Genomic DNA, 23,000 nt, shown 5'->3' with positions numbered 1-23,000 from the left:
TGTGATGGGTGGACGGCAGGTGGTGGGTCGTGCGGCGGTTACGACGGTATGGCGTGTTGCCGACCTGTCCGCCCGTGTTTGCTGCATGATCGCACTTATGCAGCAGCTGACAGGGGCGACGCCCTCCCCCGGAGGCGGGGGTCACGATGGATGCCCGTGATCCGCTGGCGCCCATGCGGCTGCCGGAGGCGGCCGGTGAGTTCCTGTCCTCTCTGCGGGCCAAGAAGCTCTCCCCGCACACGGTCGCCGGATACGACAGCGACCTGCGGATCGTCGCGGAGCTGGTGGCGGGGCTGGAGGGGGTGGCCGTGGCCGACCTTGAGGTGCGCGGGCTTGGCGGGCGTGTCGTCCGGGCCGCGTTCGCCGGCTTCTCCGACTCCCGGTCGGCGGCCAGCGTCAACCGGGCTTGGAGCGCGTGGAACCAGTTCCTCACCTTCTGCGTGGCCGAGGGCCTGCTGGAGGGCAACCCCATGGCGGCGGTTCCCCGGCCCAAGCAGCCGGCCAAGGCGCCCAAGCCGCTGCTGGGCGACGGGTCGGCGTCGGCGACGCTGCTGGAGCGGATCGCCGCCGGGGCCCGCAGGGCGCGTGATCCGTGGGTGGAGCGTGACCTGGTGGTGCTGGCGCTGGCGCTGGTCACCGGGATGCGGTCGGCGGAGCTGCTGGGCGTCACCCTGGGCTCGATCGGCGGCTCCGGCGGGGATCGGCGTGTTCAGGTGGTCGGCAAGGGCGGCAGGACCAGGTCGCTGCCGATCGAGCCGCCGATCGAGCGGCTCATCGAGCGGTATCTGCACAGCCGGCTCGTCCGGTTCGGGCTCACCTCGCTCCCCCGGTCGGCGGCGTTGCTGGTCGACGTCCGCAACGAGCCGTTGCAGCGGGGCGGCCTGCAGTATCTGGTGCGGCAGTGTTACCGGTACGCGGGGGTGCACGACCGGGTGCAGCGGGGCACCCTGGTGCACGCGCTGCGTCACGAGTTCGCCACCAGGCTGGCCGAGCGGGGGGCCTCGGCCCATGAGCTGATGGAGTTGCTGGGTCACTCCTCGATCGTGACCGGTCAGGCCTACGTCGCCTCGACGGCCCGTGAGGTGCGCCGGGCCGCGCAGGGAAATCCGGCCTACGGCGTGCTGGACCGGCTGGTGGAGCGCGGGCGGGCTTGAGGCGCGTCCGGGCGGGCGGGTCAGCGGGGGCCGGGGCGGAGTCTCCTGACGACGCGGGCGGCGGCGCGGTGGCTCACGCCGGTCTCACCGCGTACCAGGAAGACGGCCTGGTCGAACTGGCCGGTGGTTTTGAGCTGGAGGATCTGCTCGATGAGCTCGGGGCCGAGGCCGCCGCCGATGAGGGTGTTGCGGGGGCGCCGGGTCAGCCGTACGGCGAGCACGATGAGGCCGATGATCGCCACCGCGAGGAGGGCGGTCAGCAGGAGGACGACGATCACGTTCGACATGGGGTGAGCGTACCGCCGCGAACCGGCCGGTGGGGGTGGCCGCCGGAGCGGGTTTCGCCGCCCTCCCCGGCTTTTTCCAGCGGGGGGCGTCGCCGGGGCGGGCCGGCCGGGTGCGGCGGGCCGGGAATCTGATCGAAACTGTCGCCGGGCTCTGTTACGGTCCAGGGCGTGTCTGAAGATCTTATCCGGGCGCGTGGCCTGGTCAAGCGGTTCGGTGACTTCACCGCGGTCGACGGGATCGATCCGCGGGTGGCGCGCGGTGAGGCCTTCGGCTTTCTGGGGCCGAACGGCGCCGGCAAGTCCTCGACGATGCGCATGATCAGTTGTGTGTCGATGCCGACCTCGGGCGAGTTGCGCGTCCTGGGGATGGATCCGGTGCGTGACGGGCCGAGGATCCGGGCGAGGCTGGGGGTGTGCCCGCAGCTGGACACTCTCGATCCGGATCTGAACGTGCGGGAGAACCTGGTGACCTACGCGCGCTACTTCGGGCTGTCCAGGGCGCGGGCGCGGCTGCGGGCCGAACATGGTGTGGGGGTGGCTGCTGTATGTCCTGTTCCGGGTGGAAAGTGTCGAGCACGAAGGCCACTTCGCGCTGTTGTTTCGGTTTGTGATGATTCCTTCGACGTTGTTCGCCGGGGTGTTCTTTCCGGTGGATCAGCTGCCGCCGCAGGTGCGTCCGCTGGCGTATGTGTCGCCGCTGTGGCACGGGGTGGAGCTGAGCCGGGCGGCGACGCTGGGGGTGGCCGCGCCGGGGCCGGGGTGGGCGCATGCGGGGTGTCTGCTGGTGTGCGCCGGGGCCGGGGTGACCTGGGCGGTCGCCGCCTTCCGTAAGCGACTTCAGGACTGAGGCATGTTTTTTGCGATGTCGGCCGCGCGGGTGTCCCCGGCCCGGGTGGGTGCGGTGATCAACCGTAATGTGGGGGCGCTGAGGTCGGGGCCGTCGTACTGGCTGGTGCTGGTTTCGGGGTTTTTTGAGCCGATGCTGTATCTGCTGTCGATCGGGGTCGGGGTGGGGGCGCTCGTCGGTGATCTGAGGTTGCCGGGCGGGCGGGTGGTGGAGTACGCCGTGTTCGTGGCGCCGGCGATGCTGGCGGTCTCGGCGATGTCGGGGGCGCTGTCGGAGACGACGTTCAACTTCTTCTTCAAGATGCGCTACGCCAAGACGTTCGACGCGGTTCTGGCGACGCCGGTGAAGCCGTTCGAGATCGCGCTGGGAGAGCTGGCGTGGGCGATGGTGCGCAGTTCGGTCTACACGGGGGCGTTCCTGGTGGTGATGGTCGTGCTGGGGCTGACGCGGGTGTGGTGGGCGCTGGCGGCGTTTCCGGCGGCGTTGCTGGTGGGGCTGGCCTTCGGCGGGGCCGGGATGGCGATCAGCACGCTGATGCGGGGCCGGCAGGACTTCGACATGCTGACGACGGGGCAGTTCGCGTTGTTTCTGTTTTCCGGGACGTTCTCCCCGGTGCACGAGTATCCGCCGGTGATGGAGGTCGTGGTGGAGCTGACCCCGCTGTATCACGCGGTGGAGTTGGTGCGTGCCCTGGCGATCGGCGAGCCGGGGTGGGGGTTGCTGGGGCACGGCGGGTATCTGCTGGTGATGACGGCCGCGGGGCTGGGTTTCGCGGCGCGGCGTATTGAGCGGACGCTGTGCGAGTAGGTCCAGGGGTCTTGCCCGCGGTGCCGGCTCGGTTCGCCCGGGCCGGCACCGGGCGGACGCCGGGCGGACCGGGCGGCGTTCAGCGGTCGTCGGCGGGGATGGTGAAGGGGGAGGCGGAGACGACCGAGGTGATCGGGAGGGGGCCGTGGATGTGGGGGAAGGGTTCGGTGGAGTCGGCGGGGATCTCCAGGCGGACGTCGAGACCGGTGGGGTCGACGGTGAGCAGGACCAGCGGGGCGGTGACGTCGCGGAAGAAACGCCGGGCGACCTGCCGTAGCTGGGCCGGATCCGAGCAGGCGTGGATGAACCCCTCCTGTTCGAGGGTGCGGCCGAGGGTGGAGACGCGGTACTCCCCCGCGGCCTGGCCGGCGTCCCAGTCGGAGGCCAGCGCCAGGTGCAGGATGGTCGCCGGGATGGGGGCCGGCGCGAAGTGGCCGGAGCCGCCGGGAGGGGCGGGGAGGGAGCCGCCGGTGACCTGGGGGGTGGTGTCCGGGCAGGAGGCGCGCGGCGGGTGAGGACGGGCGTGCCACTCGTGTCGCAGGATCGCGTAGACCAGTTCGTCGGTCCACTCCCCCTTGACCATCTCGTTGGACACCAGGTGGGCCTCGCGGCGCATGCCCAGTCGTTCCAGCACCCGGGCGGAGGCGGTGTTGCGGCCGTCGAGGCGGCCGACGATCCGGTGCAGGTCCAGGCCGTCGAAGCCCAGGGCGAGCAGCGCCTCGGCCGCCTCCGTGGCGTATCCCCTGCCGTGGTGGCGGGGGTGGAGGACATAGCCGATCTCCCCGCCGCGGTGCAGGCGGCTGTGCCAGATCAGCACGCCGTCGCCGATCAGCTCTCCGGTGGCGGCCAGTTCCACCGCCAGGGCGAGTACCTGGCCCTCGGCCGTCAGCGCCGTCTGGCCGATCTTGGTTTCCAGCGCCTCGGCGGCCTCTTCCCTGTCGCGGGCGGGCCAGTACAGGTAGCGGGTCACCTCGGGTAGTGAGTGGATGGCGTGCAGCGCCTCCAGGTCGCCGCGGGTGAAGGGGCGCAGGATCAGGCGGTCGGTGCGGATCGGGTGGGAAGGTTTCAGCATCCGGCCAGGGTAGATCAGCCGGCGGTGTGTCGGCGGCGCCTGCCGCATGCGCCGGGCGCCGTCCCCGGCCGGCTGCGTCCGCGCGCCGCGCCGGGTGTCCGGCGTGGATCCCCTTGCGGGCGGTGTCGAAAACGTGTTCCACTGATCGGCATGCGATGGGAGGCGCCCGCCCTGCTCGCCGAGCCCGCGGCCGATCCGCGGCCGCGGATCGAACGCACCGCGGTGACCCGGGTCCACGGCGCGCTGACCTGCTACGAGGTGCAGGCCCGCACCGCGCTGGAGCGCGCCCCCGGCGGCTGGTCGGTCAGTCCCTACCGGGGGTGCGCGCACGCCTGCCGCTACTGCGCGGTAAGGCGGGGCCACCGCCGTCTGGGGCTGGACCCCGGCCCGGACTTCGACTCCCGGATCGTGGTGCGCACCGGCATCGCGCGGCGGCTGCGCGCCGAGCTGGCGGTCAGATGGGACGGTGGTCCCGTCGACGTCGGCGTGGCCGGCGACTGCTACCAGGGCGCCGAGGACGTCTACCGGCTGATGCCCGGCGTGGTGGCCGCCCTGCGCGGGGCCGGGGCGGCCTTCACCGTGCACACGAAGAGCACGCTGATCCTGCGTGACGCCGGGCTGCTGGCCTCGGCTCCCGGTGTGGGGGTGGTGGTCTCGATCGCGTTCGTCGACGACCGGATCCGCCGGATCGTGGAGCCGGGCGCGCCCGGGGCGCAGAAGCGCCTGGAGCTGGTGGCCGAGCTCAACGCGCGCGGGGTGGCCTGCGGGGTGGCGATGGCGCCCGTCCTGCCGCTGCTCACCGACTCCCCCGACCAGCTCGCCGCCACCGTGCGCCGTGTCGCGGCCGCCGGCGCCGACGGCCTCACCGTGCGGGTGCTGCGCCTGCCGCCGGGCGCCCGGGAGTGGTACCTCGCCTGGCTCGGTGAGCATCATCCCGCGCTGACCGCCCGGTACGGCGAGCTGTACGGCGCCGGCGCCGACGCCGACCCCGGCTATGTGCGGCGTGTCACCGGGCAGGTCGCGCAGCTGGCCACCCGCTACGGCCTGCGTATGGAGCGGCCCGCGCGGAGGCCGGTGCCGCCCGGCCACCCCCAGCTCACCCTGCTGTGAGACGGGCCTTCGAGCCGGTACGGAGGTCGCGGCGAGGTTGAGGCGGGCTCCCATGTCGAGGTTCACCTCACCGCAGGGCCGGACGTGGGACCTGAGCGGTGCGGTTGTACGGCGTGCCGTCAGTGGCTGAGAGTGCCGAGGATGAGATTGGTCAGGGCGGTGACGGCGTCGTCGGTGGTGGCTCGGCCGCGGTTGATTTCGGCGGCGATGGCCTCTGCGGCGCCGAGGCTGCCGACGCAACGCAGCCGGAGGGCTTCGGCGGTGAGGCGGGAGTGGGGTCGCAGGGCGGTGGCCATCAGGTTCGTGTAGTGGTCGAGCAGGTCGTGCTGGGTTGCCTCCAGGGCTGGGCTTCCCTTGAGGGCGGCGGAGATGGCGGTGAGTTCCGGTAGGTCGGTGGCGCACGTGAAGTAGGCCTCGCTCATGACGCGGGCGACCTCGGGCGCGGTGGGATCGGCGTCCTGCAGGGCCTGGGCCAGCCTGGTCCGGTACTGGTCATCCAGGCGCAGGTAGAGGGCGAGCAGCAGGCCGTGGCGGGTGGCGAAGTGGTCGTAGACGATTGGCCGGCTGACCTGGGCGGCTTCGGCGAGGGTCGGCAGGGTGAGGTCGTCGGCGCCCCGGGCGCGCACGATCGAGGTGGCGGCGTCGAGCAGTTGCCCGCGTCTGGCCGCCTTGGACAGGCGGGTCGATGGGCTGGCCATGGTCCTCCCTTGCGTGTGGACTCCAGCTTAAGCTACAAAATGTAGCTTAATGGGAAGGAGTCACACATGGGCAAGTCAGTGCTGATCATGGGTGGGTCGGGACAGGCGGGCAGGGGCACGGCCGTGCTCCTGCGGCGCTGGTATCCGGCGCTGCCGCTAGCCATCGCCGCTCGCGATCTCGACCGTACCCGGCGGGTCGCCTCCGAACTGGGCAACGCCACGGCCCTCACCTTCGACCTGCGGCGTGGCGATCTCGGGCTCTCGGAGGGGCACGGCTATGCGGCGGTGGTCGCTGCCGTGCGTGATTCGCACCTCAACGGGTTGCGCTTCGCGCAGGATCGCGGTGTGCCGTACCTGAGCGTCTCCAACGGTTTGGTGGACATCGCGCCGGAGGTCGTCGCGGGCGCCCAGCGGGCGGCGGCCGCACCGATCCTGGTGGCCAGCCACTACCTGGCCGGGCTCGTCGTGCTGGCCGCGATGGAGTCGGCCCGGGAGTTCGAGCGGGTCGACACGGTCCGGGTGGCGGCGGTGCTGGACGAACGCGATGGCGGCGGGCCTGCGGCCGTCGCCGATCTGGGGCGGCTGATGGATATCACCTCGGCGGGGCTGGTGCGCCGTGACGGCGATTTCATCTGGGTGGCCGGCGCCGATGCGCAGGTGGAGGTGCCCAGCGTGGACGGGGTCGTGCTGCCCGGCCAGACGATCGCCACCCTGGACGTGCCGAGTCTCGCGCTCGCGACGGGCGCGCCGAATGTCCGCTTCGATTTCGCGGTCGGGGAATCGGCCAGTAGGCGGCGCGGCGCCTTCGACCGAGGTCCGCATCGAGCTGGAGGGAAGTACGGCGGCGGGCGCGCCGCTCAGCAGGAGCCAATGGCTGGTGCATCCTGAAGGTCAGCGTCCGCTGACCGCGCTCGGTATCGCTCTGGGAGTGGAGCGACTGCTCGGCCTGCGCGGCCAACCGGTGGCGCCGGGCCTGTACACGCCCGAGGCGCTGGTCGACCCGGCCTGCGCGGTCGAGCGCATGGCGGAGCTCGGCACGCTGCGGCTCTAGCCGGAGAACGGCAGAACGGGCTGTGGAGTTCGAGTGGTCAGGTTTCGCTCCGGCGAGCTTCCAGGAGGCGGGTGGGCGTCCGGCTCGCCGGCCACCGGCCGGTACGGCTGCACCTTGTTGATCCGCTTGAATGGACGGGGTCAGGTGACGGATTGCGCCACCAAAGCCATGGCCTGCCGCATGGCGTTCCGTACCTCGCCGGGTTCGTCGCCGCGCTGCAGCGCGGTCAATGCGGATGCGCTGATCGCGCCCACCATCGCGCCGACCAAGGCTGAGGCGGTGATCGTGTCGAGCCTGTCGGGGAATGCCCGCTGCAGAGCCTGGGCCAGTTCGGCCTGCGCAGTGAGGTATCGCTGCAGCAGCCGGGCCTGTAGCGCCGGCACCGAGGCCGCCAGCCGTGCCCGCAGTGCCGCGAGCCCGCTGGGGAGGTCGCTGTCCCAGGTATTGGCGATCATCTGGTCCATCGCCCGCACCAGCACCTCGGACAGCCGTTCCCCGGCGCGGCGCTCGGCGATCGCCTGCAACGCCAGATCGACGCGCACGTCGGCGTTGGCCAGAAGCACATCCTCCCTGGTCTGGAAGTGGAGGAAGAAGGTGCGGGGGGACACCTCCGCGGCGTCGGCGATCTCGGCCACCGTCACGTGGTCGTAGCCCTTGTCCTCGAACAGGCGCACCGCCGCCTCGATAAGTGCCTGCCGGGTGCGCTGCTTCTTGCGCTCTCGCAGTCCGTGCTTCTCCACCACACAGGGCAGCTTATTGCATCTTCTGAATTAATGCATACTGTGAATCACTACATAGAGTGCAGTCGGTGAAAGGAGATCATTCATGGGAAGCCTGGACGGACGAGTCGTCCTCATCACCGGAGCAGGGCGCGGCATCGGGCGGGAAGAGGCGCTGTTCTTCGCCGCCGAAGGCGCCAAGGTCGTCGTCAACGACCCAGGTGTCGCCATCGACGGCACGGGCGGCGACGCCGGCGTAGCCGCGAAGGTCGTCGAAGAGATCACCGCCCACGGCGGACAGGCCGTGGCCAACACCGACAGCGTCACCGACTGGGACGGCGCCCGCCGCATGGTGGAGACGGCTCTGGAGTCCTTCGGCGACCTGCACGTCGTGGTCAACAACGCGACCATCGAACGGAACATGGGCCTGACCGGCCTGTCGGCGGAGGACTTCGACGACGTCGTGGCCGTCAAGCTGAAGGGCACCTTCGCGGTAACGCACTGGGCGGCTCGCCACTGGCGCGACCGGTATCAGGCAGGGGTCCACGCCGACCGCGCCGTGGTCAACACCTCCTCCGGCTCCGGGCTGCTCAACCCGCTGCCCGCGCAGGTCTCTTATGCGGCAGGCAACGCCGGGGTCGCGGCGCTGACCACCGTGGCCGCCCTCGAACTCGGCCGGTACGGCGTGCGGGTCAACTGCATCTCGCCCTCGATGGCCCGGACCCGCCTCACTCTCGCCGTTCCAGGCATGAGCGAGGAACCGCCGGCGGGCCGGTTCGACCCACTGCACCCGGCCGCCTGCGCACCTGTTGCCGCCTACCTGGCCGGCGCAGCCTGCCCGCTCACCGGCCAGGTGCTGTCGGTACGGGGCGGAACGGTCGCGGTCTATCACGGCTGGTCCCTCGGCGGCCACATCCGCAAAGACGGGCTGTGGAGTGTGGAGGAGCTGGCCGAGAAGGTGAAGGAGCTGCCGATGGACGACCCGTTCGACAAGCTCGCCCAGGCCCTGACCGGCGCACTCGGCACCGTCGGACGCGACCAACTCCAGGAGATGATCAACACCCTGCTTGACCAGGGAGTCCACTCCGACGCGGCCTCCGCATGACGCGATGAACCACGTCCCGGACCGCGTGCTCAATCACGCGGTCCGGGGACGGATGGGGGTCTGTTTCATAGATGACCGCCTGTGAGACGCATCCGTTCTCTGCGATCTCGCGATCTAGGCACTCCGATCACCACGGGTCGGAGCCCACTGCACGGCCGGGGCCCTCGCGGCCACCGGCGGGAGACGGGGGTGTGAGAGCCGGGCGGGCCGTTCACGACTTGACGGCGCTGCCCTTCCTCCACTCCTTGAAGGGCATCTGCCAAAAGCCCCAGCCGTTGTTCCACTCCAGTGGCCGGCTGGTGCCGGTGACGGTGATGACGTCGCCGCGCTGGACCTGGTCGTAGAACCATCTGGCCTGGTCGGGGCGGGCGTTGACGCAGCCGTGGCTGACGTTCTGGCGGCCCTGGGCCCAGACGTTGTTCAGCGCGTGGACGTACTCGCCGCTGTTGGAGAACCGCACCGCGTGGTTGATCATCAGGTCGTAGTAGCCCGGGTCGCCCTTCTCTCGGCCCGGGGAGATCATGCGCTCGGGGTTGGCCTTGCCCATGGCGAGGTGCACGCCGCTGGTGGTGGTGTACTCCCGGGTGTCGCCCTTGCCGGCGCTGATCAGCATGGTCTGCACGACCTTGCCGTCCCGCCTGACGACCATTCTGTGCCTGCGGGCGTCGACGGTGGCGATCTGGGCCGCGCCGATCCGGATGACCTTGGTGAAGTCCTTCACCCCGTACATGTCCTTGCCGCCTCGCACGCCGTTGAGGCGGGCGGTGAAGGTCACCTTCTGGTGGGCTCGCCAGAACTTGGCGGTCCGGTAGATCACGGTGCTGTCGTTGATCCATCGCCAGGCGCCGGGGGCCGGCTTCTCCGCCTCGATCTCCAGCGCCTTCTCCACGGTGGCCTTGTGGGTGATCCGCTGGTTGAAGGTGACGATGATCGGTGCCCCCACGCCGACCTTCTCCCCCTTGATCGCCGGGGTGACGTCCGCCACCGCCAGCTCGACCTTCGGCTTGAGCGTCCTGAAGGAGCTGCTGACGGTCGTGCCGTCCACCGCGCGCACCGAGACGGTGTACGCGCTGGAGGACTTCAGCGGCATCGTGGACACCCATCTGGTCCGGCGGGCGTCGTAGTCGCCCTCCAGCCGCTGGCCGCCGCTCTCCACGGTGACCTGCTCAAGCGCGCCGTTCGAGGCGGTGACGACCACCTTTCTGTCCGGGCGGACGGGGGCGCCGCCCTCGGCGGGGCTGATCTTTATCACCGGCCCGGCCGGGGTGCTCGGCGCGGCGGAGCCTCCTGGGCTCCCGTCGGCGGGGTCCGTCGTGGGCGACCCGCTGGAGCAGGAGGTGACGAGCATGGCGGTAGCCAGGGTCAGCCCTGCCAGGGGTGTCCTCAAACCACGACTTTCCACGGTTAGCACAGCTTTCTCCCCCATAGCCGCAAAGTGCGTTTAAAAACTTTAATAGGTGATGCGCACGGGGTGTGCATGGTTCATATGACTTAAGTCACGTTTAGGACACTTTTTGGCGGGCAATGCATGCCGGTCGGCGGTCAAGGGAACCGGGGGGTGTCTCGGGCGCGGTGACCTGGGACATCGGGACAAGCCGGGACGGACGCGGAGCCGCGGGGGTTCCCGGGGATCGACCCGGGTGATCCGTTCCGGCGGAACGGTGGCCCCCGCCGGGTACCCTCCACGGCGGAAACGCCCTGCCGCGGGCCGGCGTCACCGGCGAGACCTCAGCCGTTCGGCCATGCCGTGGGGCGGGCGGACTCCGGCCGGTGAGACCTTCGCGGACCACGCCGTGAGGAGGCGGCGGGAATCGGAGCCGGCGACGCCGCCGTCGCGGGGCGGTTCGGGGCCGCCGCCCGCGGCGCTGGCGACATCGGACGGGAACGCGCCGCCCGCCGCCGGGGGGCCGGGGGCCGGCCCGGGTGTCGTCGCAGGCCGACCGGCGGGGCGGCGTCCTTGGAGGCGGGATTGCGGGTTTCCCGCGACGAGCTGCGAGACTTCCTCCGTGCCCGCCTCACGGATCCGGCGGATCGAGGCGGCGCACGGTGCCGGCGCCGATTTGGAGACCTGACGATAGATGCTCGAAAAGACCCCGCTCCGCATCGAGGTGCGGCGCACCCCCTCCGACGCCACCCTGCTGGTGCTCAGCGGTGATCTGGACTACGACACGGCCGCCGGGCTCCTCACCCTGGCGGAGGGCCTGTCCCGCCGGGACGTGCGCCACCTGGAACTGGATCTGTCCGGTCTGAACTTCGTCGACTCCTCCGGGGTGGCGGCCCTGATCAACGTCTACAACGCCGCCCGTGACCACGGCGTCGCCATGCGTATCGTCGCCCTCACCTCCTATCTGCGTCACATGTTCCGCGTCACGGCCCTGGACCAGATCTTCGACCTGCCCCCCGGCTGACCGGCTGACCGGCCGCCCGCGGCACAGGGGTGCGGGGATGCGGGGGTGCGGGAGGGCCCGGGCCATCCGGCGCGGTCGCCGTACACGGCCGACGGGAGAGGGCCACGGCCGGGTGCCGGTGGTCAGGACGGGGGCGCGGCGCGGGGCGGCTCGGCGAGCGGGCAGCCGCCGGGACGGGGGACGTGCTCACCGTCCACTCCCCAGCTGTCCCGCAGCCGCGAGGGAATGTCGAGCCCGACCCGCCGCCCGCCGGTGAGGGTGCGCACGCCGCCCATCAGGAGCAGCCGGGCGGCCCCGTCCAGGACCGTGCGGGCCGTCGCGCTGCTGTCCTCGGCTCGCTCCAGGCCGCGCAGCAGGCGGTTGCCGACCGCGATCATCCGGGTCCAGAAGCGGGCCCGCGGGACCCGGAGCGCGTCGGCCACCCACGGCTCCACCACCCGCCGGACCAGGGCGGCGGCGACTCCGTCGAAGGCCCTTCCGGGGGTCATCTCCCGGTAGAAGTCCAGCAGGCCGCGGGTGAGCTCGATCCCCTCGGGGGACGCCCCGAAGTGGCGTTCGACCACCAGGGCGTTCACCTCCCGGGCCTCGGCCAGGCTCCGGGGCATGATGTCGGCGCGGACGCCGAGCATGGCACCGGTCACCCGCCAGACGTAGTAGTAGTCCTCGGCCTCCTGCGCGGTGACGGTGACGCCGAGCCTGGCCATCCCGTCGAGGACGTGGACCGAGAAGATCAGCATCGCGCCGAGCAGGTCCTCCTGGCAGATCGGGACGCCGTCGCGCGCCTCGTCCCACTGCCCGCTGGAGCGCACGAGATGACGGACCGCGGCGTGGATCAGCCGGGTCTTCTGGATGGTGGGGACGAAGTCGCCACCGGAGCCGAACGGGTCGGGCGCCATCATGTTCATCACGAACTGGCAGGTCTCGGCGAGCCGCCGGTGCGGCCGGTCGAGCCGGTGGGTCAGCGCCAGCACCCGCGAGGGGACCACCGCGGCATAGCAGCTGACCATCGCGCCGTAGCAGAGCACCGAGGCGACGTGCATCCCGTCGTCGAGAAAGAAGTCGTGGGCGTCCGCGATCCGGGAGGTGTCGGCCCACTCGGGCGGGGCGTCGGTGGCGAGCAGGAACGCGCGCACCGAGGGGGGCAGGTTCTCCGGGATCGGCTGGTCGTTGTCGTGGAACTCCCGCAGGACCTGGTTGACCTGGTCGGTCTTTCCGGAGCTCACCAGATCGGCGATCACCGTGTCGGCCATCGGGTCGCCCTCGCGGCGGAGGGCGTCCAAGGTCTGCGAGGTGTGCCGCATATGCATACCACCACCTGGATCCGGGGGGGCCGGTCCGCGCACGCCCGGGGGCGGTCGCGCGCGGCGGCGCCGAGAAGCCCTGTGACTCCTCTGAGTAAAAGTCATGCTACAGAAGGTAAAGGTGACGTGATCGGCGTATGCCCAGGGGGTGTGGCCGCCGCCGATCGACGGTCCCCGCGGACTAGGGGTGGCCTCCCGCAGGTCGGTGCTGTGAGCGCCGGCGAGCAGGCCGATGCGGCGGGCCGCGCGTCCAGGCGGCGGCCGTCGCAGGCGCGGGGCGGCCTGGTCACCGGCCGGCCTCCTTGGGGCCGATCACCGCCTGGTGGGGCACGAGCCGGGCGGCCCGGATACGGGCGCCCAGGGTGCCGTGGTCCGGGGCGGTGCCTCCGGCGTCACTGCCGCGGGTGGCCTCCCGGCGAGCGCAGCCGGTGGGTGAGGCTGGTGTGGCGGCGTCCGGCGCCGCGGGTCCGCACCGCCTGCGCCAGAGCCCGGCGCGAGCCCACGATGACCACGAGCTTTTTGGCCCGGGTGATCGCGGTGTAGAGCAGGTTGCGCTGCAACATCATCCAGGCGCTGGTGGCGAGCGGGATGACCACCGCCGGATACTCGCTGCCCTGGGAGCGGTGGATGGAGACCGCGTAGGCGTGGGCCAGCTCGTCCAGCTCGTCGAAGGCGTACTCGACGTTCTCGTCCTCGTCGGTCAGCACGGTCAGCTTGTGGTCGTCGGGTTTGATGTCGACCACCATGCCCACGGTGCCGTTGAACACCCCCGCCGCGCCCTTGTCGTAGTTGTTGCGCAGCTGGGTGACCTTGTCGCCGACCCGGAAGACACGCCCGCCGTAGCGGCGCTCGGGCATGCCCTCGCGTGACGGGGTCAGCGCCTCCTGCAGTGTGGCGTTGAGGTTGCCCGCCCCCGCCGCGCCCCGGTGCATCGGTGCCAGCACCTGCACGTCCCGGCGCGGGTTGAGGCCGAACCTCCGCGGGATCCGGTTGGCCACCACGTCCACGGTCAGCGCCGCGATCTCCTCCGGCTCCTCACACGGGAACAGGAAGAAGTCGGTCATGCCCTCCAGGGCCGGGGGCAGGCCGGTGTTGACCCGGTGGGCGTTGGTGACCACGCCCGACTCCTGCGCCTGGCGGAAGATGTGCGTCAGCCGTACCCGGGGGATCTCCTCCTCGGCTGCCAGCAGGTCCCGCAGCACTTCGCCGGCGCCGACCGAGGGCAGCTGGTCCACGTCCCCCACGAACAGCAGGTGCGTTCCGGGGGCCACGGCCTTGACCAGCTTGTTGGCCAGCAGCAGGTCCAGCATCGAGGACTCGTCCACCACGACCAGGTCGGCGTCCAGGGGGTTGTCGCGGTCGAAGGTGGCGTCGCCGCCGGGGCGCAGCTGCAGCAGCCGGTGCACGGTGGTGGCCTCGTGGCCGGTCAGCTCGGCGAGTCTCTTGGCCGCCCGGCCGGTGGGGGCGGCCAGGATGACCCTGGCCTTCTTGGCCCGGGCCAGGGTGACGATGGAGCGCACGGTGAAGCTCTTGCCGCAGCCGGGGCCGCCGGTCAGCACCGCGACCTTCTCGCTCAGCGCCAGCCGTACGGCCTGGGCCTGCTCGGCGGCGAGTTCGGCGCTGGTCTGCTCGCGCAGCCATCGCAGGGCCACGTCCCAGTCCACGGATCCGAAGGCGGCCAGCCGGTCGTGCCCGGAGCTGAGCAGGCCGCGCAGTGAACCGGCCAGCGACAGTTCAGCGCGGTGGAAGGGGACCAGGTAGACCGCGGGGACGGCGCCGTCTCCGACGGGGACCTCCTCGCGGACCACGCCCTCCTCGGCGACCAGTTCCTCCAGGCACTGGACGGTCAGCTCGGCCGGGACCTGGAGGATCTTCACCGCGTCGCCGACGAGGTTGGGGGCCGGGAGATAGCAGTGGCCGTCGTCGGCGGCCTGTGACAGGGTGTAGCGCAGGCCCGCCTTGACCCGTTCCGGGCTGTCGTGCGGAATGCCGACGGCCTGGGCGATGGTGTCGGCGGTCTTGAAACCGATGCCCCACACGTCGTCGGCCAGCCGGTACGGCTCGTTCTTGACGACCGTGATGGAGGCGTCGCCGTACTGTTTGAAGATCCGCACCGCGATGGAGGTGGAGACCCCGACCCCCTGCAGGAAGATCATCACCTCTTTGATGATCTTCTGTTCCTCCCAGGCGACGGCGATCATCTTGGTCCGCTTGGGGCCGAGCCCGGGGACCTCGACGAGCCGTTCGGGGGTGGTTTCGATGATCTCCAGGGTGTCTGTGCCGAAGTGGTCGACGATCCGCTCGGCCATCTTCGGCCCGATGCCCTTGATCAGCCCGGAGCCCAGGTAGCGCTGGATGCCCTGGACGGTGGCGGGCAGCACGGTGGCGTAGGACCACACCTCGAACTGCTTGCCGTAGCGCGGGTGGGAGGTCCAGCGTCCGGTCAGCCGCAGCGACTCGCCCGGCTGGGCGCCCAGCAGCGGCCCGACCACGGTGAGCAGGTCGGTTCCCGAGCGTTCGGCGGCCACCCTGGCGATGGTGTAGCCGGTCTCCTCGTTGGCGTAGGTGATCCGTTCGAGCACGGCCTCCAGCACGGTGCCGGGGGTGCGCTCTGCCGGAGGGGTGGTCATGCCGGGTATTCTGCCGCAGACGGGCACCGTCCTGCTTCGGCGCCGGGCATTGCGTCTTCCGGGTGTGCGGCTCCCCCGGTGTGCGTTCCGCCGCGCTCCGGGCGGCCCCGATCACGGAGGCCCGGCTCCGCGTCGGACTCGCCCCCTCACGGGCCTTCATGACCGGTCATGCCCGGTGGGGCGGCAGGTCGGCCGTCCAGCAGGGCCCGGGCGATCGCCACCTGCTCCGGTCGCGCAGGGACGGCAGGGCCCGCGGCACCTGGCCGACCATGGCCGCGGCGATGTCGGCCAGGTGGGGCAGGCCGTCCCCGGCTCCCCGGCGTTCTCCTGGCCGACCGGCTGGAGTTTGAGTGCCGCCGCGGTGCCGTCCTCGCGGATCACCGGCAGGACGAGCGCGGTCGTGCCGTGCGCCGGCGGTCCGTTTCCCAGCCTACGTTCCCCGTCCCGCGGGCGGTTCGGGCGGCGGCGTTCCGGGCGGGCCTGGGAGGCCGGGGATGTCCGGCGGACGGCGCGGCGGGGCGGCGGGGCGGCGCCGAACGGCGGTCAGCGCCGCCTCTCCAGCAGGGGGTCGGTGATACCGGGCGGGCTGATGAGCAGGGCCTCGTCCCAGTGGGCCAGGCGGGCGCCCGCCTGGTAGGCGCTGCCGAGGAAGTCCAGCACGGTGGCGACGGGGTCGTCGTGGGCGCGCGCGTCGTCGTAGCGCAGGACCGCCAGGTGGTTGCCCCGGGCGGGCAGCCAGGCCGCCTGCTCGGGGCGGAGCGGTTCCGCGGCGAGCCCGGGCGGCTCGGGGGCGGTGTAGGAGTAGAAGGCCGGCCAGGGCATGGCGTCGTCGCCGAACCAGAACCCGCTGCTGATCACCTCCTCGGAGTAGGCCTCCCTGGTGACGGGGTCGGCCTGGGGCTGGGCGCCGGCCGGGCGGCCGGAGAAACGGGTCACGGCGATGTCGAAGGTGTGCCAGAAGTGGTGCACCGGGCTGATCTTGCCGTGGAACTCCGCCGCGAACCGTTCCAGCACCAGGTTGACCTGGGACAGGATCCGCCAGTAGCGGGTCACCAGGGCCGGGTCGTAGTCGGCGTGCCCGGTGTCTTGGGTGAAGGGCGTCTCGTCGGTGAGCCCGAACGGCTCGGCTTCGATCTCCACCTCGGCGCCCAGGTCCTCCAGCACCTCGAACAGGGTTCGGTGGAAGGAGGCGACCGACTGGCCGATCAGGCTGAACGTCGCGCTCCGCCCGTCCAGCCGGCTGACGACGAGCCGGTGGCCGACGAAGTCGAAGTCGACGGTGAGGATCGGCGTGTCGTCGAGGCCGCCCATGGGACGCGAGGTGATGCCCCGCCCGGTCAGGTGAAAGGCGACGTTCCACCAGTGGTTGCGGCGGACGCTCAGGGCCAGCCGTACCTTGCCGACGATCTGGGCGAACCGGTGCACCGTCTCCTTCGTGCCGCTCCAGTCCTCCAGGGGCATGGCGGGAAACCACTCCATCGCTGCCTCCTTAACCGTCCGTCCTGCCCAGTGGTCTCCGACCGGCACCCCGCCACGTCAGAGCCACACTTTTCAGCATTATTCCCACTTAAAGTAGTTAAGTAATGACTTTTGGTAGTCTATTCGTGGGTGGTCCCGGGTGGAGGGGCTTCTCGCCATCATCACCGGCCGGGTGGCTGACAGCGTGCTGTGTGCGGTTTGTGAGCGGCGGGTTGGAGGGTGAGGCCGTCCGCGTCACCCATCACCCATCACCCGGAGGAACGGGTATGTCCCCACGTGATTTTTCGTCTGACCGTGCGGTGCGGCCACGTTGGCTGCGCACGCTCACAGCCTCGGCGCCGGCCGTGAGCCTGGCCGTGGCCGCGGCGTTCCCGGCCGCCGCGGCCACGCCGTCCGCGCCCCGGAGCGGCACCAAGGCGCAGCGCGCCCAGCTACAGCAGCTGGCGCGGAAGCTGGTGGAGGCCGGGGCGCCCGGCGTGATCGTGCGGGTCGACGACGGCCGCGGAAGGCCGGTCAAGATCGCAGAGCAGGCCACCTGGACCAGACGGGATCACCTGCTCAAGGCGGGGGACGAGTCCCGCATGGGGTCCAACACCAAGACCATGGTGGCCACGCTCGTGCTGCAACTGGTCGCCGAGGGCGGGCTCGCCCTGACCGACCCGGTGGGGAAGTGGCTGCCGGGCAAGGTGCCCAACGGCAAGGCGATCACGTTGCGCATGCTGCTGAACCACACCGGCGGCCTGTTCGACTACACCGAGGACGCCGCGGTCCGGCCCTCGATGCTCGGCAAGGACCGGCGGCGGTGGACCTCGGCGAAGCTGCTCGCCGTGGGGGTGAAGCACGATCCACTGTTCGCGCCGGGCACGAAATGGTCGTACAGCAACACCGGCTACGCCGCCCTCGGCGCCGTCCTGGAGAGGGTCACCGGGGCGAGCCTGGCCGATCTGGTCCGGGACCGGATCGCCCGGCCGCTCGGCCTCAAACACACCTACTACGCCACGGACTCCACCTGGCACGGCCCCCATGCCCGCGGCTACGAACCGGACGCCGCCCACATGCCGCCGAGTGTGCCGGCCGGGTTCAGGCACTTCGCCGGGGCGCGCCACCACGGTCACGTGCTCGCAGTTGTCCAGCACCAGCACCAGGTCGTCGTCCGTGAGTGTCCCGACCAGGCGGTCCAGGACCGCCTCCGGGGTGGCGGAACGTCTAGATTGCCGGGCGATCGCCGGGAACGGGGAGGTTCACCGCGCAACACCGCCAGGTGGGCCTCCTGGAGCAGCGGCCCGGGATCGCTGCCGAAACCGTCCGCCAGCAGGCCGCGGATCCGCTGGTAGGCGGCCAGCGCCTCGGCGCCGCGGCCGTTCAGCGCCAGGGCTCGGATCAGCTGGGCGTGCAGCCGTTCGCGCAACGGGTGCGCGGCGGTCAGCGATTCGAGGTCGGCGCCCAGCGCGAGCTCGGCTTCGACCCGGTCCTCCAGGGCGGCCAGCCGGGCCCGCTCAAGCCGTTCGGCCTCTCCGCCAAGGCGGGGCCGCGCCACAGGCTCAGGGCCTCGCGCAAGGTGGCGGCAGCCTCGGCGGCCCGGGACTCCGCGTGCGAGCGCCGGCCCGCGCGGGCCAGCCGCTCGAACCGGACGGCGTCGACCGCGTCCGGCTTGACGGCCAGCCGGTACCCGGCCGGGCCCAAGGTGAGCAGCCCGGGGTCGCCCAGGACGCGCCGCAACCGGGACACCAGCGATTGCAGCGCGTGCAGGGGGGCCTCCGGTGCCGCCTCGCCCCACAGCGCCTCGGCCAAGGTCGCCGGCCGGACGGCACGCCCGGCGTCCAGCGCCAGCCGGGCCGGCAACACCCGCAGCCGCGCGCCCCCGACCCGCGTCGGGCCGGCAGCGGTGTCCAGCACCAGGGAACCGAGGACGCCGACGCGCACCCGTCCACTGGCGCCGCACGACTCGACCGCGTCTGCCATGGCCAGGAGTCTGTCAGACGGCAACGTATTACCTGACAATCAGGGTTCGGGCCCCGCCCTCTTTTCCGCCTCCGCCGGCCTCCTGGACTCCCCCGCCGCGGTTCTGACCGTCACCGCCTCGAAAGGGCTGGAATTCGACGCCGTGGTGGTCGTCGAACCCGCCGAGATCCTGGCCCAGACCCCGATGGGCGGCCATGATCTGCAGGTGGCGATCACGCGGCCGGCACGGCGGCTGACCGTGACCCACCGGGGGGATCCGCCGGAGATGCCGGCGAGGCTCCGGCGGCACTAGCCTGGGGACACATGCCGTGTCGGGGAGGGGTCAACTGATGTCGCCGGTTCTGGAGAGTACGGCTCGCGCGCTGCTGCGCAGGATCGCGGTGGAACAGGCCGAGTCGCGACTGCCCTCCCTGACCGCGGCCGTGGTGCGAGACGGGCGGCTCGCCTGGTTCGGCTCGCGCGGCCGGGTGGAGGGGGCCGCGCCGGACCAGAGCACCCAGTACCGGATCGGCTCCATCACCAAGAGCATGGTCGCCACGGTGGTCATGCGGCTCCGCGACGAGGGCCGGGTGGACCTGCTCGACCCGATCGGCAAGCACGTTCCCGGCACGCCGGTCGCCGAGGTGACGGTCGCCCAGCTGCTGTCGCACACCGCCGGGCTGACCGCCGAGTCGCCGGGGCAGTGGTGGGAGCGGACCCCGGGCATGCCGGTGGACGAGCTGATCGGCCTGCTCGGCCCGGAGACCGTCCGGCATCGCCCGGGCCGCCGTTTCCACTACTCCAACCTGGGTTTCGCCCTGCTGGGCGAGCTGGTGTCCAGGCAGCGGGGAGTGAGCTGGGCGCGGGCCGTGCAGGCGGAGGTGCTGGAGCCGCTGGGCATGCGCGACACCACCACCCGCCCGCGCTCCCCGCACGCCACCGGCTACGCCGTGCACCCGTGGGCGGACGTGCTGCTGCCCGAGCCCGAGCACGACGCAGTCGCGATGGCCCCGGCCGGGCAGTTCTGGGCCACCTCCGCCGACCTCGCCCGGTGGGCGGTGTTCCTGGCCGGTGACACCGCGGGCGTGCTGGACCCGGCCACGGTGGCCGAGATGCGCGAACCGGCGATCGTCGACGACGGCGACGCCTGGATCGGTGGTTTCGGCCTGGGCCTGCAGCTCACCCGGGTCGGCGGTCGCCGCCTGGCCGGCCACACCGGTTCCATGCCGGGCTTTCTGGCCACGGTCTGGGCCGACCCGTCCGACAGGGTGGGCGTGCTGTTCATGGCCAACTCCACCTCGGGGGTGAGCCGTACCCTGCTGACCGAGTTGCTGGCCATCCTGGACGCGTATGAGCCGCGCCTGCCCGCCGAGTGGGAGCCCGCCACGGCCGACGCCGACCTGCTGGAGCTGACCGGCCCGTGGTATTGGGGGCCGAGCGCGTACGCGCTGCGACTGCTGCCCGGGCGGGGGCTGTCACTCAACCCAATCGGCGGCGCCGGGCGGGCCTCCCGGTTCGCCGCCCAGGCCGACGGGACCTGGCTCGGCTTGGACGGCTACTACGCCGGTGAGAGGCTGAGCGTGGTCCGCCGGGCCGACGGCTCGCTCAGCCACCTGGACCTCAACACCTTCGTCTTCACCCGCACCCCCTACGACCCCGCGGCGGGAGTGCCCGGCGGGGTGGACGAGGGTGGCTGGCGCGGCTGAGCGGTGAGCACGGCGGGCGGGCCGACCCGGTCGTCCGCGCCGCCGGACTTTTTCGCACCGCCGTACGCTGCGCGTTCTCCGAGCGGCTGACGACCCCGGCAAGAACAAGACTGTTTCTTCAGCGATCCTCCCGGCATCCTGGCGCGGCCGGATCGAACGACGGGAGAACCCAGCAGATGACGACCGCGCAGAACGCCGACACGCCCCTCCACCTGGCGGGGAACAACGCACCGGTCACCGAGGAGACGACGCTGGAACCGGCCGAGGTGATCGGCGCCGTTCCCGGGGAGCTGAACGGCGTGTACCTCCGCAACGGCCCCAACCCGCGGACCGGCTGGTCGCCGCACTACTTCGCGGGCGACGGCATGGTCCACGCGGTGGCCCTGGGCGGTGGGCGGGCCCGCTGGTACCGCAACCGGTACGTGCGGACCCCGCTGTACGAGCACCCGGGCGAGTCGCGCTTCGCCCTGGCCTTCGACCAGGCCACCGGGCAGGTGGACTACCGGGTCTCCACCGCCAACACCCACCTGGTCTCCCACGCGGGCCGGCTGCTCGCCCTGGAGGAGGGAGGCTTTCCCCACGAGATCACGCCGGAGCTGGAAACGGTCGGGCCGTTCACCTTCGGCGGCGCGCTGCGCACCCCCATGACCGCCCATCCCAAGATCTGCCCCGGGACCGGCGAGCTGCTGTTCTTCGGCTCCCGGCTGCGCCCGCCGTACCTCACCTACCATCGCGCCGCGCCGACCGGCGAGCTGCTCCAGTCACAGGTGGTGGAGGTGCCGCGGGCGACAATGATGCACGACTTCGCCATCACCGAGAACCACGCGATCCTCATGGACCTGCCCGTCGTCTTCGACCCGGCGACGGCCGCCGGCGGCGGGATGCCGTGGCGGTGGGACGACGGGCACGGCGCCCGGTTCGGTGTGATGCGCCGGACCGGCGGGCCGGTGCGCTGGTTCGACGTCGAGCCGTGCTACGTGTGGCACACCATGAACGCCTCGGAGGCGGACGGCGCGATCACGGTCACCGGCTGCCGAGTGCCGACGCTGTGGCGGGACGGCCCCGAGGACATCGGCGGCGGCCTGCCCAACCTGCACGAGTGGCGGCTGGACCTGGCCGCGGGCACGGTCGCCGAGCGGCCGCTGGACGACGCGGCGATCGAGTATCCGCGGGTCGCCGACGCCGAGGTCGGGCGGCGCCACCGCTTCGGGTACGTCACCGGTTTCTCGCTGGAGGCCGAGCCGGAGCGCTCGGAGATCTACAAGTACGACTTCGCTAAGGGCGCGACCCGGGAGGTGCATCGGCTGCCCGCCGGGCACACCTGCGGCGAGGCGGTCTTCGTCCCCCGGCGGGTGACGTCGGGGGACGACGACGGATACCTGATGACTTTCGCCCACGACCGCTCCCGCGGTACCGGCTACCTGGCGATCCTGGACGCCGCCGACCTGCCGGCCCGGCCGGTGGCGGAGGTGCGCCTGCCGGTCCGCGTCCCCACGGGCTTCCACGGCAACTGGCTCCCCGGCCCCTGCCCCACGTAGGTGCCCGAGCGGATGCCGCAGGGCGACCGGGGCGTGGTCGAGGATGGTCGGCAGCGTGGCCGGCACCGCGGGGCGGTAAAGGTCGAACGGCGGGGCCGCGGCCGGCCCCGACAGGGCGGTCACCGCCGGGGAGGTCACTTCGGCTCCCCCGGGGGCCCGGGGGCTGGAGGTCACGGTCCCGGTGATCTGCAGGACGGTCTCTTCGGGGTAGCCGCCGACCATGGTCATGGCCTCAGGATCGGTGACCACGGCCTGAGCCAGGCCGGAGCGGTCCCGCAGGATGAGGAAGGCCGTGGATTTCAGAGTTCGCCTGCGGTGGAGCCAACCCTGGACGGTGACCTGCCGGCCGATCCGCCGCGGAAGCTCCGCGGCCAGGGTTCGGCGGACGGGTGAAACGGATGCGGATGCGGAGATCATCACAAACCTCTGGTCAGTGAGTGGTGATCCCTTGGGAGTGCGGGCGAGAAGGGAACTCGCGGTGCCACCGCACTTTCGCCACCGTACGACGGCGGCCTCGAAAGGCCCGGTGACGGGGGCCGGCCGGCGGGGCATCGGGCGCGGACGCCGTTCCTCCCCGCACTCGGGAGGGTCTTCGTCACCGGGGGCGGATCCGCCTTCGCAGCTGCCGGCGGCTCTCTCCCACCCGCCCTGGTCGGTGACTACTCGTCTCCGTCAACGCGTTGCCGGAAGAGTACGTGTGCGCTGTCGCGTACCGCAACTGAATTGCCGTGAGCCGCGTGGGAGCGCTGCCGCGGGACGCCCTCGAACGGGGCGCCCCTGGGCTCCCGGCCGAAAATCCGGTGGCCCCGCAGTCGTGTGGCTCCGGGTCGGGGCCCACGCGTCAGCGCTCGACCGCCGGTCTCCGTGATGTGGCATGATCTCGCAGGTGACCTGCAGGCCCGCCGCGGCGGATCGAGCGCGCGATGGCGCTGCCGCGCCGGGGCGACCTCGGCGGCGTCGAGGTCTGCTTCGCGGTCGGCCGCTCGTCGCCCGGCACCTTCAGCACCCGCTTCACCGAACCGGCCGGCATGCCACCCGGCGCCGGCAGGCGCCGCGTGGCGGGCGCCGCTGAGGGGATGCCGTCGTGCCGAGGTGAACGAGCTGCCCGGCCGCGAGCCGACGCGTGACGGCCGCTGGCTGGGCTGAC

19 protein-coding genes and 5 pseudogenes are annotated in these 23,000 nt (G+C 71.8%); 14 read left to right on the top strand and 10 right to left on the bottom strand.

Features of this window, described 5'->3' with window-relative positions:
- Window positions 1-146: 146 nt before the first annotated feature.
- A complete protein-coding gene (locus tag ABZ194_RS07025) occupies window positions 147-1,154 on the top strand; it encodes a tyrosine-type recombinase/integrase (RefSeq protein WP_355593235.1) in 1,008 nt (335 codons plus the stop codon).
- A gap of 20 nt (window positions 1,155-1,174) precedes the next feature.
- Here the strand turns inward: ABZ194_RS07025 and ABZ194_RS07020 are convergent, their stop codons facing one another.
- Window positions 1,175-1,441, bottom strand: a complete 267-nt coding sequence (locus ABZ194_RS07020; RefSeq protein ID WP_355593233.1) for a hypothetical protein — start codon at window positions 1,439-1,441, stop codon at window positions 1,175-1,177.
- Window positions 1,442-1,609: 168 nt separating this feature from the next.
- On the opposite strand from ABZ194_RS07020, the pseudogene ABZ194_RS07015 reads away from it, so the two are divergent.
- The 3 genes and pseudogenes from ABZ194_RS07015 to ABZ194_RS07005 all read left to right on the top strand — a co-directional run.
- Window positions 1,610-1,939 (top strand): annotated as a pseudogene (locus ABZ194_RS07015) (ATP-binding cassette domain-containing protein); the annotation flags it as partial.
- A gap of 61 nt (window positions 1,940-2,000) precedes the next feature.
- Complete coding sequence (locus tag ABZ194_RS07010; protein WP_355593231.1) at window positions 2,001-2,288, top strand: ABC transporter permease; 288 nt, start codon at window positions 2,001-2,003, stop codon at window positions 2,286-2,288.
- 54 nt (window positions 2,289-2,342) lie between these two features.
- Window positions 2,343-3,095, top strand: a complete 753-nt coding sequence (locus ABZ194_RS07005; protein WP_355593229.1) for an ABC transporter permease — start codon at window positions 2,343-2,345, stop codon at window positions 3,093-3,095.
- Window positions 3,096-3,174: 79 nt separating this feature from the next.
- Here the strand turns inward: ABZ194_RS07005 and ABZ194_RS07000 are convergent, their stop codons facing one another.
- Window positions 3,175-4,167, bottom strand: coding sequence for a GNAT family N-acetyltransferase (locus ABZ194_RS07000; protein ID WP_355593227.1), 993 nt, complete (start codon window positions 4,165-4,167; stop codon window positions 3,175-3,177).
- Window positions 4,168-4,317: 150 nt separating this feature from the next.
- On the opposite strand from ABZ194_RS07000, the gene ABZ194_RS06995 reads away from it, so the two are divergent.
- Window positions 4,318-5,277, top strand: coding sequence for a radical SAM protein (locus ABZ194_RS06995; protein WP_355593225.1), 960 nt, complete (start codon window positions 4,318-4,320; stop codon window positions 5,275-5,277).
- A gap of 119 nt (window positions 5,278-5,396) precedes the next feature.
- On the opposite strand, the gene ABZ194_RS06990 is transcribed toward ABZ194_RS06995, so the two are convergent.
- Window positions 5,397-5,975: a TetR/AcrR family transcriptional regulator gene (locus ABZ194_RS06990; RefSeq protein ID WP_355593223.1), complete on the bottom strand. Its 579-nt coding sequence runs from the start codon at window positions 5,973-5,975 to the stop codon at window positions 5,397-5,399.
- A 66-nt stretch (window positions 5,976-6,041) separates the two neighbouring features.
- On the opposite strand from ABZ194_RS06990, the gene ABZ194_RS06985 reads away from it, so the two are divergent.
- Window positions 6,042-6,863 (top strand): hypothetical protein, encoded by an 822-nt coding sequence (locus ABZ194_RS06985; RefSeq protein ID WP_355593222.1) that lies wholly within the window; start codon window positions 6,042-6,044, stop codon window positions 6,861-6,863.
- Entirely contained in the window at window positions 6,853-7,026 is a 174-nt protein-coding gene (locus ABZ194_RS06980) for a hypothetical protein (protein ID WP_355593220.1), read from the top strand. Before ABZ194_RS06985 ends, ABZ194_RS06980 begins: the two co-directional genes overlap by 11 nt.
- A 140-nt stretch (window positions 7,027-7,166) precedes the next feature.
- Here ABZ194_RS06980 and ABZ194_RS06975 read toward each other — a convergent pair whose 3' ends face one another.
- Complete coding sequence (locus ABZ194_RS06975) at window positions 7,167-7,769, bottom strand: helix-turn-helix domain-containing protein (protein ID WP_355593218.1); 603 nt, start codon at window positions 7,767-7,769, stop codon at window positions 7,167-7,169.
- An 82-nt stretch (window positions 7,770-7,851) separates the two neighbouring features.
- On the opposite strand from ABZ194_RS06975, the gene ABZ194_RS06970 reads away from it, so the two are divergent.
- Window positions 7,852-8,850 carry an SDR family NAD(P)-dependent oxidoreductase gene (locus tag ABZ194_RS06970; protein WP_355593216.1) on the top strand — a complete coding sequence of 333 codons (999 nt, stop codon included), beginning with the start codon at window positions 7,852-7,854 and terminating at the stop codon, window positions 8,848-8,850.
- Window positions 8,851-9,061: 211 nt separating this feature from the next.
- Here ABZ194_RS06970 and ABZ194_RS06965 read toward each other — a convergent pair whose 3' ends face one another.
- On the bottom strand, window positions 9,062-10,237 hold the full coding sequence (locus ABZ194_RS06965; protein WP_355593214.1) for an Ig-like domain-containing protein: 1,176 nt from the start codon (window positions 10,235-10,237) through the stop codon (window positions 9,062-9,064).
- Between the two features lie 691 nt (window positions 10,238-10,928).
- On the opposite strand from ABZ194_RS06965, the gene ABZ194_RS06960 reads away from it, so the two are divergent.
- Window positions 10,929-11,258: an STAS domain-containing protein gene (locus tag ABZ194_RS06960; protein ID WP_355593212.1), complete on the top strand. Its 330-nt coding sequence runs from the start codon at window positions 10,929-10,931 to the stop codon at window positions 11,256-11,258.
- Window positions 11,259-11,380: 122 nt separating this feature from the next.
- Here the strand turns inward: ABZ194_RS06960 and ABZ194_RS06955 are convergent, their stop codons facing one another.
- The 3 genes from ABZ194_RS06955 to ABZ194_RS06945 all read right to left on the bottom strand — a co-directional run bounded on the left by ABZ194_RS06955 (window position 11,381) and on the right by ABZ194_RS06945 (window position 16,668).
- Window positions 11,381-12,565 (bottom strand): oxygenase MpaB family protein, encoded by a 1,185-nt coding sequence (locus ABZ194_RS06955; protein ID WP_355593210.1) that lies wholly within the window; start codon window positions 12,563-12,565, stop codon window positions 11,381-11,383.
- A 386-nt stretch (window positions 12,566-12,951) separates the two neighbouring features.
- Window positions 12,952-15,189 (bottom strand): ATP-dependent RecD-like DNA helicase, encoded by a 2,238-nt coding sequence (locus ABZ194_RS06950; RefSeq protein ID WP_355593208.1) that lies wholly within the window; start codon window positions 15,187-15,189, stop codon window positions 12,952-12,954.
- Window positions 15,190-15,732: 543 nt separating this feature from the next.
- On the bottom strand, window positions 15,733-16,668 hold the full coding sequence (locus ABZ194_RS06945) for a DUF5996 family protein (RefSeq protein WP_355593206.1): 936 nt from the start codon (window positions 16,666-16,668) through the stop codon (window positions 15,733-15,735).
- 299 nt (window positions 16,669-16,967) lie between these two features.
- Between ABZ194_RS06945 and ABZ194_RS06940 the strand changes: the two genes are divergently transcribed.
- Window positions 16,968-18,002: a serine hydrolase domain-containing protein gene (locus ABZ194_RS06940; protein WP_355593204.1), complete on the top strand. Its 1,035-nt coding sequence runs from the start codon at window positions 16,968-16,970 to the stop codon at window positions 18,000-18,002.
- Here ABZ194_RS06940 and ABZ194_RS06935 read toward each other — a convergent pair.
- Window positions 17,978-18,630: pseudogene (locus tag ABZ194_RS06935) on the bottom strand (AfsR/SARP family transcriptional regulator); the annotation flags it as partial. The gene ABZ194_RS06940 and the pseudogene ABZ194_RS06935 overlap by 25 nt on opposite strands.
- 82 nt (window positions 18,631-18,712) lie before the next feature.
- Here ABZ194_RS06935 and ABZ194_RS06930 point away from each other — a divergent pair.
- From ABZ194_RS06930 to ABZ194_RS06920, 3 genes and pseudogenes are all read left to right on the top strand, one after another.
- Window positions 18,713-18,922: pseudogene (locus ABZ194_RS06930) on the top strand (hypothetical protein); the annotation flags it as partial.
- A 37-nt stretch (window positions 18,923-18,959) separates the two neighbouring features.
- Complete coding sequence (locus tag ABZ194_RS06925) at window positions 18,960-20,315, top strand: serine hydrolase domain-containing protein (RefSeq protein ID WP_355593202.1); 1,356 nt, start codon at window positions 18,960-18,962, stop codon at window positions 20,313-20,315.
- Between the two features lie 176 nt (window positions 20,316-20,491).
- Window positions 20,492-21,853 (top strand): carotenoid oxygenase family protein, encoded by a 1,362-nt coding sequence (locus ABZ194_RS06920; protein WP_355593200.1) that lies wholly within the window; start codon window positions 20,492-20,494, stop codon window positions 21,851-21,853.
- A gap of 144 nt (window positions 21,854-21,997) precedes the next feature.
- Here the strand turns inward: ABZ194_RS06920 and ABZ194_RS06915 are convergent.
- Window positions 21,998-22,270 (bottom strand): annotated as a pseudogene (locus tag ABZ194_RS06915) (OB-fold nucleic acid binding domain-containing protein); the annotation flags it as partial.
- Between the two features lie 488 nt (window positions 22,271-22,758).
- Between ABZ194_RS06915 and ABZ194_RS06910 the strand changes: the two are divergent.
- Window positions 22,759-22,980 (top strand): annotated as a pseudogene (locus tag ABZ194_RS06910) (AraC family transcriptional regulator); the annotation flags it as partial.
- Between the last annotated feature and the right edge of the window lie 20 nt (window positions 22,981-23,000).

The sequence above is a fragment of the Streptosporangium sp. NPDC006007 genome, from assembly GCF_040614315.1.
In the GTDB taxonomy this organism is placed as follows: Bacteria; Actinomycetota; Actinomycetes; order Streptosporangiales; family Streptosporangiaceae; genus Streptosporangium.
The sequence above is the reverse complement of the archived record's forward strand: the minus strand, read 5'-3'. Positions and strand labels throughout refer to the sequence as shown.